This window comes from Virgisporangium ochraceum (assembly GCF_016863655.1).
Taxonomy (GTDB): domain Bacteria; phylum Actinomycetota; class Actinomycetes; order Mycobacteriales; family Micromonosporaceae; genus Virgisporangium; species Virgisporangium ochraceum.
This window is the reverse complement of sequence record NZ_BOPH01000105.1, coordinates 91,952-104,628: the sequence shown is the minus strand read 5'-3', so window position 1 is coordinate 104,628 and position 12,677 is coordinate 91,952. Positions and strand designations below refer to the sequence as shown.

At 70.3% G+C, this 12,677-nt stretch carries 11 protein-coding genes; 2 read left to right on the top strand and 9 right to left on the bottom strand.

Translation table 11 applies throughout. The features are described from left to right. Positions 1 to 9 precede the first annotated feature (9 nt). From Voc01_RS38575 to Voc01_RS38540, 8 genes are all read right to left on the bottom strand, one after another. On the bottom strand, positions 10 to 708 hold the full coding sequence (locus tag Voc01_RS38575) for a YoaK family protein (protein WP_203932638.1): 699 nt from the start codon (positions 706 to 708) through the stop codon (positions 10 to 12). A gap of 14 nt (positions 709 to 722) precedes the next feature. After that, entirely contained in the window at positions 723 to 2,510 is a 1,788-nt protein-coding gene (locus Voc01_RS38570) for a gamma-glutamyltransferase family protein (RefSeq protein ID WP_203932637.1), read from the bottom strand. 19 nt (positions 2,511 to 2,529) lie between these two features. Continuing rightward, positions 2,530 to 3,678, bottom strand: a complete 1,149-nt coding sequence (locus tag Voc01_RS38565; RefSeq protein WP_203932636.1) for a DUF3500 domain-containing protein — start codon at positions 3,676 to 3,678, stop codon at positions 2,530 to 2,532. A gap of 324 nt (positions 3,679 to 4,002) precedes the next feature. After that, a complete protein-coding gene (locus Voc01_RS38560) occupies positions 4,003 to 4,620 on the bottom strand; it encodes a TetR/AcrR family transcriptional regulator (protein ID WP_203932635.1) in 618 nt (205 codons plus the stop codon). Positions 4,621 to 4,643: 23 nt separating this feature from the next. Then, the gene (locus Voc01_RS38555) at positions 4,644 to 5,768 is read right to left on the bottom strand and encodes a pyridoxal phosphate-dependent aminotransferase (protein WP_203932634.1); all 1,125 of its coding nucleotides are present in this window, start codon (positions 5,766 to 5,768) and stop codon (positions 4,644 to 4,646) included. A gap of 23 nt (positions 5,769 to 5,791) precedes the next feature. After that, positions 5,792 to 6,451, bottom strand: coding sequence for an RraA family protein (locus Voc01_RS38550; RefSeq protein WP_275423793.1), 660 nt, complete (start codon positions 6,449 to 6,451; stop codon positions 5,792 to 5,794). A 261-nt stretch (positions 6,452 to 6,712) separates the two neighbouring features. Then, positions 6,713 to 8,965, bottom strand: coding sequence for an ABC transporter permease (locus tag Voc01_RS38545; protein WP_203932632.1), 2,253 nt, complete (start codon positions 8,963 to 8,965; stop codon positions 6,713 to 6,715). Continuing rightward, the gene (locus tag Voc01_RS38540; RefSeq protein ID WP_203932631.1) at positions 8,965 to 9,762 is read right to left on the bottom strand and encodes an ABC transporter ATP-binding protein; all 798 of its coding nucleotides are present in this window, start codon (positions 9,760 to 9,762) and stop codon (positions 8,965 to 8,967) included. Before Voc01_RS38540 ends, Voc01_RS38545 begins: the two co-directional genes overlap by 1 nt. Before the next feature lie 272 nt (positions 9,763 to 10,034). Between Voc01_RS38540 and Voc01_RS38535 the strand changes: the two genes are divergently transcribed. Next, positions 10,035 to 11,210: a sensor histidine kinase gene (locus tag Voc01_RS38535; RefSeq protein ID WP_239160804.1), complete on the top strand. Its 1,176-nt coding sequence runs from the start codon at positions 10,035 to 10,037 to the stop codon at positions 11,208 to 11,210. Next, positions 11,207 to 11,896: a response regulator transcription factor gene (locus Voc01_RS38530; RefSeq protein ID WP_203932629.1), complete on the top strand. Its 690-nt coding sequence runs from the start codon at positions 11,207 to 11,209 to the stop codon at positions 11,894 to 11,896. The genes Voc01_RS38535 and Voc01_RS38530 overlap by 4 nt, the downstream gene beginning before the upstream one ends. 253 nt (positions 11,897 to 12,149) lie before the next feature. On the opposite strand, the gene Voc01_RS38525 is transcribed toward Voc01_RS38530, so the two are convergent. After that, positions 12,150 to 12,653, bottom strand: coding sequence for a GNAT family N-acetyltransferase (locus Voc01_RS38525; RefSeq protein WP_203932628.1), 504 nt, complete (start codon positions 12,651 to 12,653; stop codon positions 12,150 to 12,152). Between the last annotated feature and the right edge of the window lie 24 nt (positions 12,654 to 12,677).

Below are 12,677 nucleotides of genomic sequence, written 5' to 3'. Positions count from 1 at the left end.
TGCCTTTCTCTATGGGCTGATCGGGGTCATTGGTGAGGTCGGGACAGCTGCCGCCGGGTGGTCGGCGGAGCGAGCGGAGACGTGGCCGAGGCCGGTCACCGCCAGCACGACGAGCGCTGCCGCCGCCACCGCGAGACCTTCGTGCACCTGGCACAGCGCCGCCCCGGTGACCGCGCCGATGGCGATGAGCGTGACGGCCGCGCCTCGACGCACAACCGCTTGACCGCGGGCCGCTCCCAGCCGGGAGTCGGCCGCGAGGCCGGTCAACGTGGAGGTGACGACCACCGTCGTGACGTCCTTCACGCCCAGGTGACGGGCCGTCGCCGCCTGTACCCCCATGGCCAGGGCGAGCGACGACGCCATCGACGCGCGGGCGGCAGGGGCTGCCACCCCGACCACGGCCAGGCCGAGCGCCGTTGCGGCCAGAACCAGTCCGACGCCGCCCAGCAGAACCGTGCACCGGCGGCTCCAGTCCGGCGCGGCGGCGCGCAGCATCCGCCCGGCAACGGCCGCGCCGACGAGAAAGAACACCAGCGCCACGACCGGACCGAGGACGGGCAGCCCCGTCCCGCCCGTGGCCGCCATGCCGAGGATGACCACGTTGCCGGTCATGTTGCCCGCGAACACCTTGTCCAGGCTCAGGTATCCGACAGCGTCGACGACACCCGTCGCGAAGGTGAGGGCGAGCATCAGCCCCAGAGGCGTCACCCGCTGTCGCATACTCAGCGCCCCGCCGCGTAACCCTGTGCACCGCGCGGGTTCGCCGCCGCCTGCAGGACGCCGCTGTCCGGATCACGTGTGACGACTGACAGCCGGCCCTGGCTCCACGGTCCGGAGACGGTCACGTCGTGGCCACGTTCGCGCAACTCGTCGATGACAGCCCCGCCCACTCGTTCCTCGATCACCAATCCGCCCGGCGTCCAGGTCCGTGGCCAGAACGAACTCGGTACCGCCGTGGTGTGGAACGCCGGTGCGTCGATCGCCTCCTGCGGATCCAGCCCGAGAGCGAGCGTGCGCACCAGGTAGATCAGTTGCCATTGATCCTGCTGGTCACCCCCCGGTGTGCCGAGCGCGGCCACGGGCCTGCCGTTGCGCAGCAGCAGGGTCGGCGACAGTGTCGTGCGAGGCCGCCGTCCCGGCGCAAGGCGTGACGGGGCGGCCGCGTCCAGCCATGTCATCTGAAGCCGTGTGCCGAGCGCGAAACCGAGTTCCGGCACGGCGGGCGAGGACTGGAGCCACCCTCCCGACGGTGTGGCGGAGATGATGTTTCCCCAGCGGTCGACGACGTCGATGTGGCAGGTGTCGCCCCGGGTCTGCCCGGTCTGTCCCACAGTGGGTTCCCCCACTCCGTCGGCCCGGACGTCGTGCCGGTCGGTGACGAGCGGTGGGATGTACGGTGTGACGCCGATGTCACCGGGCCGGAACGCGGTTGACGCCACCGGGCCGATCAGACCGGCGCGCTCCTTGCTGTACCGGGTGGACAGCAGCCGCCGCACCACTGCTTCCGCTTCCGCCGGGTCCAGATGCCCGTAGAACGCCTCCCGGTCGGCCATGGCCAGCTTCAGAGCCTCGGTGATGGTGTGGATTCCCGCGGCGGTCGACGGATCGATGTGTTCGTCATCGAAGTGGTCGAGCATGGTGAGGGCCTGCAGCAGCTTGGGGCCCTGGGACCACAAGCCCGCCTTCGCCACCGTGATCCCCCGGAACTGCGCGGTGAGCGCGGGCTCGACGGACGGAAGGAAGTCGGCGAAGTCGGCGGCGGTGATCACGCCGGCGTGGTCCCCGCCCGAGGAATGCCGGTGCGGCGTCGCCGCGAACTTCGCCACGGTGGCCGCCACGAACCCGGTTCGCCAGGCGCGCCGCGCGGATTCGATCCGGGCGGTTCTCGTCTCGCCGTCGCCGGTGGTGCTCAGCCGGCGCAGAGTCTGGGCGTAGACGGGATTGGCGAGGGTCGCATGCGGTTGTGGGACCTGTCCTCCGGGCATCCACAGCGCGTACGACGTCGGCCAGTGCGTCCGGAAGAGTCCCTCGACCGTGGCCAGCACACGTGCCAGTTGAGGGACGACCGGAACGCCGCGCTCCGCGTAGTCGATCGCGTAGGCCAGGACGTCGGTGAGTTCCCAGGTACCGAACTCGGCGAGCAGCCAGAGCCAGGAGTCGACAGCGCCCGGAACGGCGGCGGCCAGGGCACCCGCACCTGGGACGTGATCCAGCCCTTCGGCCCGGAAGTGCTCGATCGTGGCTCCCCGCGGAGCATGGCCCTGTCCCACCAGCACGAGCGGAGACGATCCCGCCGCGGTCGCGAACACGGCGACGAGATCACCGCCCGGCCCGTTGAGATGGGGTTCGGCCACGTGCAGCACGAAGGCGCCGGCGGTCGCCGCGTCGAACGCGTTGCCACCCCGCTCCAGCACAGACTGGGCCGTCGCGGACGCCAGCCAGTGCGTCGACGCGCACATGCCAAAGGATCCCCGCAGCGTGGGGCGCGTCGTGTGGGCAGCTGTGGCCATGTTTGTCACGTCCCGTTTCTCATCGCGGGTGGTGGGCGGCGTGGTGGGCGGCGTGGTGGGCGGCGTGGTGGGCGGCGTGGTGGGCGGCGAGGACGTCGCCGCCGAAATCCGTCTCCGGATCCCGCCACGCGGCGTGTGCGTGGTTGACGCCGCGGTGGATGTTGGTCCACTCGATGAGCAGCCGCGGGCCCTGCAGGCGGTAGTAGTGCGGCTCGCCCGCCGTGGTGGCGCCGGCCCAGGCGAGGTGCACGGCGTCCAGCGCCGCCGGGTCGTCGTAGCGGGGCAGCGGGGAGACCCCGTCCGGGACGCGGCCGAGATAGGTGCCGATCAGCGCCCGCAGCAACTCCCGCTGCGCGGCGTCGAACTCGGCGCCCGGCACGCCCTTGGGCATCGGGGTCAGGGCCACCGCCTGCCGGTCGGCACCGTCGAGGCCGGTGGCCGGCTCCTCGGCACGGTCCGGGATGTGGCGGCCAGGGCGCCAGAGTTCGCGGCGCTTGAGCACGCGGTCGTCGATCCGGGCGCTGTTGCCGGCGACGATGTCGTTCGGGGCACGGCCCAGCAGCAGCACGCGTGCGGCGAGCGCGGGGCGCAGGGATCGGACCAGTTCGCGGGCCAGCTCCTCGGCCGTCCCCAGCGGACGCAGGGTCGCGCCACCCAGGAGCGGCGAGGCGGCCGGGTCGGCGCCGAGGAAGCAGGGCGTGGTGGCGGCGACACGTCCGTCGACCACGAGGTTGTTGAGCGAGACGTGGTGGCCGCCGAACCGCCAGCCCCACGGCCGCGGCCCACCGGGATCGCCGAACACCCGCAGGTAGTACATGCCGGGGTCGCGGGTACGTTCCCGCCCCCAGTTCACCGAGAAGCCCTCGACACGGTCGAGCACGTTCTCCAGGCCGAGCACGGTGGCGACGGTGGTGTACCCGGCTTCGGACAGTCCGCTCGCGACCAGCCGCATCACCAGCCGATGCTGGGCGGGACGCTGCTGGTGAAAGGTGAGGCCGCCGTGATCGGTGGGTGTGTAGAACCAGTGGGTGCGCTCGGCCTCGGCCACACCGTCGGCACCCGGCGCCGGTCCGACCGCCACCGTGCGCTGGTCCGCGTCCAGGGAGTCCAGCCATTCCTGGGCCGCCTGGGCCATACGGCTCCCGACCTCGCCAGCGGCGTCAGTCATGGGGGACCCGCATCGGTCGCGGGCACGCCCCGGTGGTCGATGCGTGCGTCGCGCCGGGTTCGCGTTCAACCTGCTGCTTCACCATTACTACCCCTATCGAGAAAGAGAGAGGTACCTCTGATTTGAGAGAACCGTATCATATAAGAGACGTCATGAAGGGCCATGCTCGCCACCACTGAAGTGCCGGATCAGCAGCAGGTGCGCCGCGCACGGGACAGCCGCGCACGGGACAGCCGCGCACGGGGACAGCCGCGCACGGGGACAGCCGCGCACCGCCGGCGCCCGCCGCCGAGTTCGTCGGGTGGGCGTCTGCGCCCGGGACGATCAGCCGGCCCGGGCCCATCCACGCAGCGCGCCGCCGTACGCCTCGGTCAGCCGCGTGATGACCTCCGGGCGGGACAGGTCTGTCTCCTGTAGCAGATCCTGGATCTCCCGCGGGTCGAACATCATGTTGGCGAGGAACACGGCGTACTCGATCATCTTGTCCGGGAGGCCGATGTCGTCGAGCAGCCCCTCCACCGGCCGGCTCCAGGCATCCCGCAGCGCGACCATGATCTCGTTCCCGTCGTGGAGCCGCTCCAGATAACCTCGCCTGGATCGGAGCTGCACCAGTGCCGGCCCGTGCTCGGCAAGCAGGTCCACCCACTTGTTCACGACGGAATCGAACAGCGGTCGCCCTTGCGCGGTCGATGCCGCACTGAAATCGCGGAGCTCCTCGACGACGCTGAGCACATAAGCCGCGAGCACCTCGTCCAGCGAGGAGTAGTAACGGTAGGCGGTAGCTGGGCCGACCTCCGCGCGGGACGCGACGGCCTGCATGGTGAGCTGATCGGGCGCCTCCCGGGCAAGCTCGCCGACGGCCTTGAGGAGGCGCCGACGGTTGCGGCGGGTGTCACTGCGTGGCTGGCGCCCACCGCTCCGGGAGGCATGCTGCTCGGTCATGACCCCTCCGCCCTCGCCGAACCTCATGGGATTCTCTCATCGCCGAAATAGCGGACGAGGCGGGCCAGGCCGGTCCGCAGGTCCTCCTCGGAGGCCGCGAACGAGATCCGGATGTGCCCCTCGCCCGAGGGCCCGTACTCGGCGCCGGACCGTACCATCACCTCCCGCTCGGCGAGCTCGCGAACGACCGCTTCGGAGGGCAGGTCGGCGTCGTAGCGAAGAAACCCGTAGAACGCTCCCTCCGGCGGAACCAGGTGCAGCCCGGGAATGCCGGACACGTGGGTGAACACGAACTCGCGACGCTGCCGGTACCTGTCGACCATGGCATCGACGACCCTGTCCGGCAGATCGAGAGCAGCAAGGGCCGCGTGCTGGACCGCCGTATTCAACGAGCCGTTGTAGGTCCGGTGCGCGTGCGCCACCGCGTCCACCACCGCACGCGGCCCGGTCAGGTACCCGACGCGCCAACCGGTCATCGCGTAGGTCTTGGAGAACGTCTGCACGTACACCGTCCGATCGCGCAGCGATTCGACCTCCAACGCCGAGGTGAACACATGTCCCGGATAGACCAGCCGGTGGTACGCCTCATCGCTGACGACCAAGGTGTCGGAGCGGTCGAGCAGCTTCCCGAGGGCCTTGAGCTCCTCCTCGCGGTGCACGATGCCGGTCGGGTTCGACGGATTCGAGAACATCATCATCGCCGCCCCGGGAAGCGCGGCGGCCAACGCGTCGAGGTCCCAATGCAGGTCCGGAGCGAGCGGGACGAAGTCCACCGTTCCCCCGGCCAAAGCGACCAGGTCGGCGTAGAGCGAGTAGGCGGGCTCCGGAATGACGACACGGTCGCCGGGGCCGATCATCGCGAGCACGGCGGACGCCAGCGCGGCAGTCGCGCCGTGCGTCACCACGACGTCCTCCGCGGTCCAGGTCCGGCCCGGATGCGCCGGCAGCCTGGACGCCAACGCCGCGCGCAGCTCCGGCAGGCCCTTCTGGTCGGCGTAGTGCGTGTCTCCTCTGCGCAAGGCCGCCGCGGCGGCCTCGATCACCGGTGACGGTGTCGGGAAGTCCGGCTCGCCCATGGCAAGGGAGACAGCCCCCGGCGGTGCCGGGCCAAGGGCCGGACGCCGCGAGCAGCGGCGCAGCTCCTCCATCCGGAGGGCGGGCACCATGGTGGTCACAGGGCCACCGCCGCGTGGCCGGCGCGCGCGGCGAGGATACGCTGCCGGAGCGACTCCTCCTTCTCGCCGATCCCGTCGACCGCCTCCACGACCTCCATCACGCGGTGCCGTGGAACGACGACGACGCCGTCGGAATCACCGACGAGCACGTCACCTGCTGTCACCACCACGCCGCCGACCGCCACCGGCGCACCGATGGTGCCGGGACCGTCCTTGAAAGGTCCGGCGGGGGTGACCGCACGCGCGTAGACGGCCAGGCCCAGCTCGGACAGCGCCTGGACGTCGCGGACGGCACCGTCGACCACCGCGCCGACGACCCCGGCATTCACCATGATCTCACCGATGAGGTCACCGATCAGCGCACGGGTCACGTCCCCGTGCCCGTTGACAACCAGGACATCGCCCGGCCGGGCTTCGTCGAGCGCCCGGTGGACGGCCAGGTTGTCACCCGACCGCACGTCCACCGTCAGCGCGTTTCCAAGCAGCGCGGCGCGCTCGGTGAACAGCCGGATGCCGCCGTCCATGACGGTCATCCGCTGCAGCGCGTCTCCGACGTTGGCCGCCGGCACCTGCTCCAGACGGCGAGTCTTCGCCACCGCCACGCGATCCCAGTTCGGAGCGATGAACAGTCTGTCCGTCGCCGCAACAATGAACACTGTGGGGTTCCATTCTCAAATAAGAAAGACATCTCAGATAGAAGAACCATAGCCGACGAGGCGCCCGGCTACAACGACCCGGGCTGCCCGGGCTGTTCGACGCGCGGAGGGAGTCAGCCCGGAGCGGCCTCGACGGAGCGGCGGGAATCGCGAAGTAGGTCCGGACGGCGTGGGACAGGCCCGTAGCGGACCGAAGGCCGCTCCCTGCATCGCCGCGCTCGCAGCGTGTGGCTCTCACAACCGCCGAGGTATGCCGCCGGGCTATTCGATGGCGAGCGCCGCCTCGGCCGGCCGGCCACGTGTCGCCCGCCACGCGGGCAGGAGCATGGCTCCGAGCGTCAGCAGGACGGCGAGTGCGGCCGTCGAAACATAGATCCACGGGGAGCCAGCGGGTACGACCGAGTCGAGGCGCTTGAGGCTGACCGGCACCAGGACCCCGACCACGGCAACCGAGCCCAGCGCGATGCCGCTGGCGGCCAGGATCGCACCCTCCACGCCGACCATCCGCATCACCTGGCCTCGAGTCGAGCCCGCGAGCCGCTGCAACCCGAACTCCCGCCGCCTCGCCGCCGTGCTCGACGCCAGAGTGTTGATCACCGTGATCGCCGCGTACCCCGCGATCATGAGCACCATGATGTAGATCGCGACGTTGGCGGTCTGCTTCTGGTCGTCAAACTCCGTCAACAGGACGTCGCGGCCGGTGACGGCCAGTCCCTTCTCGGCGGAGGTCACCCCGGTCAGGTCCGCCACCAGTTGCTCGGGGGTGACGTTCCCCTCGGATGTGACCAGGATGCGCGTCGCGTGTCCCTCGGTGGTGTGGGCGGCCAGGGTGTCGGCGGGCAGCAGGAGGGTGTTGTAGTCGTCCGGGGCGGAGAACAGCGCTGTCACCCGCAGGTCGAGGGCGGTGTTGTCGCCCATCCGCAGCCTGATCGTGTCGCCGACGTCGACGCCCAGCCTGTCGGCGTGCCGGTCCTCGATCGCGACCGAGTCACCGTGCAGGTCGGAGATGCTGCCCGCGGTGACCTCGACCGGCGTGGTGGCGTCGGCGCCCCCGGCGGTGACGCCCAGCAGGGTCCAGCCCTCGTTCATGGGCGAGCTGTCCTTCGGACTCTCGATGAAGCCGACACTGTCGACGTACTCCGAGGCGCCGGCGACGCTCGGCAGGCCGTTGATCCGTCCCACCAGGTCTGGGTCGAAGCGGTCCTGAGCGGTCACCACGGCGTCGGCGACCAGGTTGTCGGCGAAGCTCTGCCGATCAGCCTTGTCGTTCGTCGCCTGTAGGTACAGGATGCCGGTCGACACCGCGGTCAGCAGGATGACCGGCCCCATCACGGCCGCCATCCGGCCGCCGCGGCCGCGCGCGTTGAGCACGGCGAGCTGGCCGGTCACACCACCCAGGGCGCGCACGGGCCACTGCACGGCAAAGGTTGTGACCTTGGTCAGCACGGGTGCCAGTGAGGCGAACCCGATGGCGAGGAGGATCACGGCAGGTGCGGCGGTGGCCGGCGTGAGCGGTCCACTCATCACGGCGATGGTCACGATGGTCATGGCCAGTCCACCGCCGAGGAAGACCACCGCCAGCAGCAGGCGCCCGGCGCCGATCAGCCTGCCTTCGACGGAGACCTCCGCGAGCGCCTGCGTCGGCCTGACGCGTGACGCCCTTCTGCCGGCGCCCAGGGCACCGGCCAGGGCCGCGAGGATCGCCACCGCCATGGCGGCCACGGTCGGGATCCAACCTTGGTGGAAGACCACGCCCTCCGCGGCGATCCCGCGCTCGGCCAGTTGGTCGAACACGAGCTCGCCCAGGAGCTGGCCCGGGAGGTAGGCCAGTGCGGTGGCGAGCAGGGACAGCAGCAGCGTCTCGCGAAGGATGAGCCGGCGCATCTGACGAGGTGTAGCCCCCACGGCCCGCAGCAACGCCAGGTCCTGCTGGCGCTGGGCGATCGCGAGGGCGAGCATGGACGCCACTCCGAAGATCGACACCAGGATCGCATAGGCGGTGAGGACGCCGGCCATGGCCATCACCGTGACGCCGCTCGCCCTGGCCTCGCGTAGTTCGGCCCGCCCCCGTTCGTCACCGACCAGGGTGATGGTTGTGCTGTCCAGCTCGGCGTCGATGCGCTTCCGGAGCTCGCCGACGTCCACTCCCGGCTCGGCGATCACACCGATCGCGTCGACCGTACCCGCCGGCGGGTCACCCTCGAAGACGAAGCTTTCGGTCTTGTGTACACCGGGCAGCGCCGCGATCGTGTCCGCCAGCCCTGCGGCGATACGGACCCGCTCGGGCAGGATCGGAGGTTCGTCGGGGTCGCCACCGGAGTCGTGGTACTCCTGGTCGCCGGCGACGACGATGTCGGCCGAGGCCATCTGCCGCGGCGGGACAGCCGTGCGGATGCCGGTCTCGATCAGGCCGCCACAAGCCATCATGATGGCCGCCGCCATGAACATGGCGAGAAAGGCCGCCACGAACATGCCCGCGCGTAACCGCAGGGTGCGCAATGCGAACGCCAGCATCAGCGCTGCCCTCCTCGGCTCGTCACCAACCGCGGGAGGGGACCGTCGTCGGCGAAGGCACCCAGGTGGGTCATGCGGTCGGCCACGGATTGCGGCGTCGGCGAGTCCAGCTCACCGGCGAGACGCCCGTCGGCGAGGAACAGGACGCGATCGGCGAACGACGCCGCGACCGGATCGTGGGTCACCATCACGATCGTCTGGCCAGCCGCCTGTGACGCGTGCCGCAGCAGCGCGAGAATGTCGCGCGCGGTCCTCGTGTCCAGCGCGCCGGTCGGCTCGTCGGCGAAGATGACGGCGGGTTCGCTGACCAACGCCCGCGCGATGGCGACCCGCTGCTGCTGCCCACCGGACAGCTCCGCCGGACGGTGGTTGCTCCGCTGGGCCAGGCCGACCTGGTCCAGGACGGTCGATACCCGGCCCCGGGCCGGCTTGCGGCCGGCGAGCCGCAGCGGCAACGTCACGTTCTGCCGCACGGTGAGCACCGGCAGCAGGTTGAACGCCTGGAAGACGAAGCCGATCCGGTCTCGCCGCAGCTTCGTCAGCGCGGTCTCGTTCATCTCGCTGAGCTCCTGCTCCTCGATCAGAACCGAACCCGACGTCGGCTGGTCGAGCCCGGCCGCGCATTGCAGCAGGGTGCTCTTGCCGGAGCCCGATGGCCCCATGATCGCTGTGAACGTTCCTCGGCCGAACCGCGTCGTCACGCCGTCGAGCGCGACCACCTGGTTGTCGCGCCTTCCGTAGACCTTGCGGACGGCCGTCAGCCGCACCGCGTCGGTGATGTCTCCGGTGTCCTTCAACGATTCCTCCCCGCCGCTCTGCCGTCCGACCCGGTGCCGGACGATTCACTCACCAACCCTGTCGTCCACCGCGGTGTCCCACATCGTTTGCCCACACCGTCTTCGCCTGGTGCCCGCGGACCAGCCCGGAACCGCATCTGGTGCAGATGCACTACACGCATCGCCCGTGTGCGGGGGTGGCCGTCCCGTAGCCTGACCGTGTGTCGCGTAAGTGGACATCACGGGCGAGGCGACCCGGCACGTGGTGGTGGCGGGAGGCAGCGGTCGTCGCGGTGGCGTTCGTGCTCTGCCTGCTCGGAGGTCTGCTGCACGACGACGACACGTTGGCACCGCCGCCGGCGCCGACCTACCTCATCGCCGCGGTGTCGTCGGCGATGCTCCTGGCGCGGCACCGCGCGCCGGTGGCCACCACGATGGCCACGACCCTGTGCGGCATGCTGGTGGCGCCCTTGGGCCTGTTGCCCAGCCCACTCGTCGTTGCCCCCGCACTCATCAGCGCCTACTCGCTCGCCGTACGCAGCGAACTGCGGGTAGTGGTCGCGGTCCTGGTCCCATCCGCCGCGCTGCTGGTCGCCGTCACCCCGTTCTTCGAGACCGACTTCTCGTGGGAGGACACAAGCAGGCTGGTGACCGTGGCCGCGTCCCCGCTCGTAGCCGCCGTCTTCGGCCGCTCGGCGCAGCACCGGCGGGCCTACCTGACGGTCGTGCAGGAGCGGGCACGTCGGGCGGAGGAAACCCGGGACAGCGAGGCCCGCCGGAAGGTAGCCGAGGAACGGGTCCGCATCGCCCGCGAACTGCACGACCTGGTAGCCCACCAGATCACCCTGGCCAACGCGCAGGCCGCCGTCGCCGCCCACCTCTTCGACACCCGCCCGGAGCAGACCCGTGCCAGCCTGGAGGAACTGGTCAAGACCACCCGCCACGCCCTCGACGACCTGCGGGCCACCGTCGGCCTGCTGCGCCAGCCCGACGACCCATCCGCACCCACCGATCCGGCGCCCGGGCTGTCGCAGGTCCCCGCCCTGCTGAGCGCCTTCCGCCGCGCTGGACTGGAGGTGTGGATGCACGAGGACGGCACAGCCAGGCCGCTACCACCGGCAGTGGACCTGACTGCCTATCGCATCATCCAGGAGGCCCTGACGAACGTGACCAAGCACGCTCCCACCAGTAGCGCCGAGGTGCGGGTCGCCTGGAACCGCGACTACGTGACCGTCGCCGTCACGGACGACGGCAGAGGCTCTCCCGCGCCGGAGCGCCCACCCGGCCACGGTCTGATCGGCATGCATGAACGAGCAACCGCGGTCGGCGGAACCCTCACGGCTGGCGCACGCCACCAGGGAGGCTTCCTCGTCTCCGCCCACCTGCCTCTTCCCACTGCCGAGAACACTGCCGATAACACCGCACGGAGGACTGACGGAACACCAGCAGAGGCCAGGGATACGCTGTGACGCTCCGAGTGCTCCTCGCCGACGACCAGGCGTTGCTACGCGGTGCTTTCCGCACGCTCCTCGACAGCGCCGACGACATCGCCGTGGTCGGCGAGGCAGGCGACGGCCTTGAGGCGGTGGCGCTGACCCGCGAGTTGCGCCCGGACGTAGTGATCATGGACATCCAGATGCCCGGCATGGACGGCCTCACCGCCACCGTGGAGATCTGCGCCGATCCGGATCTGCGCGCCACCCGCGTACTGATCCTCACCACCTACGAGACCGACGAGTACGTCGCACAAGCCCTCCGCGCGGGGGCCAGCGGCTTCATCGGCAAGGGGATCGAGGCCCAAGAGCTGCTGAATGCCGTGCGTACGATCGCCGACGGCGACACCCTCCTGTCTCCCACCGCGACCCGCTCCCTGGTGGCCCGTTTCCTCGCCACGCCGGTCGACACTCCACCACGCCGTCCCGAACGACTCGCCGCGCTCACCCCGCGCGAACGCGAGATGGTCGCTCTGGTCGCGACCGGTCTGTCCAACCTGGAGATCGCGGACCGGATGTACCTCAGCCCTTTCACCGTCCGCGCCCACGTGCAGCGCGCCATGACCAAGCTGGAGGCACGCGACCGCGCCCAACTCGTTGTCGTCGCCTACCAGACCGGTCTGGCTCGCGTTGACCCCAACGGCGGCACCGACCAGGTGTGATGGCCAGACGAGGAGCCAGTGAAGCGCCGCGCAACACCCTCCGTTGTGCCGCAGCCAGCCTTCCGACTCGATCGGCGCCAGACGTGCAGGGTCTCTCCCAGGCCGACGCCGATTGGGGCGAGGGGTCCGGCGATGATCGACCGCCCTGGACCGGGCGGTACCGCCGGTTCCGCGCGCTACGGGGATCTGGGGCCGATCGGTCGTTTCCGAGTTGGTCAGTGACCTTGGTGACATCGAGTGATGTCGCCGGCGTCTACCGATCTCGGGGATCAGGCGGATGTGGCGGGTTGAAGACCCAGTGGTTGGACACGAACGCCTGCCCAGCGAACTCCGTTTCCTCCTGGCCGCGAAGGGAGAACCCGGCCGCTCGGCAGATGGCGTTCGAGGCCACGTTGGTCGTGGTGGGGTACGCGTGGATCGGTCCCCAGCGCCCGTCTGCTCGGGCGAGATCGAGCAGGGCGCGTACGGCCTCGGTCGCAAGTCCTCGGCCCTGGAACTCGGGCAGCACCATCCAGCCGATCTCAGAGCTGTCCTCGTGGGAGTACAGCGTCACGGTTCCCACCGCATGGTCCACGTCATCGACCACGATCATCTTGATCCAGGCGGTATCGTCGCGGACCGTCTGCAGGTCACGTTCGAGCTGGCGGGGAACACGTTCGCGTGGTTGAGGGCCGCCGAGCTCGGCCATCATGACCGGGTCGCACCGCATGCTGATGTAGACCTCCAGGTCGTTCCGCTCAACATCACGCAGCCGCACCGGCAAGAGCCTATCCGGCGCGCC

Bases quoted from the DNA above. Each gene is read 5' to 3' on its own strand.
- Voc01_RS38545 (WP_203932632.1), bottom strand. From the start codon at position 8,965: ATGCTGGCGTTCGCATTGCGCACCCTGCGGTTACGCGCGGGCATGTTC.
- Voc01_RS38565 (WP_203932636.1), bottom strand. From the start codon at position 3,678: ATGACTGACGCCGCTGGCGAGGTCGGGAGCCGTATGGCCCAGGCGGCC.
- Voc01_RS38570 (WP_203932637.1), bottom strand. From the start codon at position 2,510: ATGGCCACAGCTGCCCACACGACGCGCCCCACGCTGCGGGGATCCTTT.
- Voc01_RS38555 (WP_203932634.1), bottom strand. From the start codon at position 5,768: ATGGAGGAGCTGCGCCGCTGCTCGCGGCGTCCGGCCCTTGGCCCGGCA.
- Voc01_RS38560 (WP_203932635.1), bottom strand. From the start codon at position 4,620: ATGACCGAGCAGCATGCCTCCCGGAGCGGTGGGCGCCAGCCACGCAGT.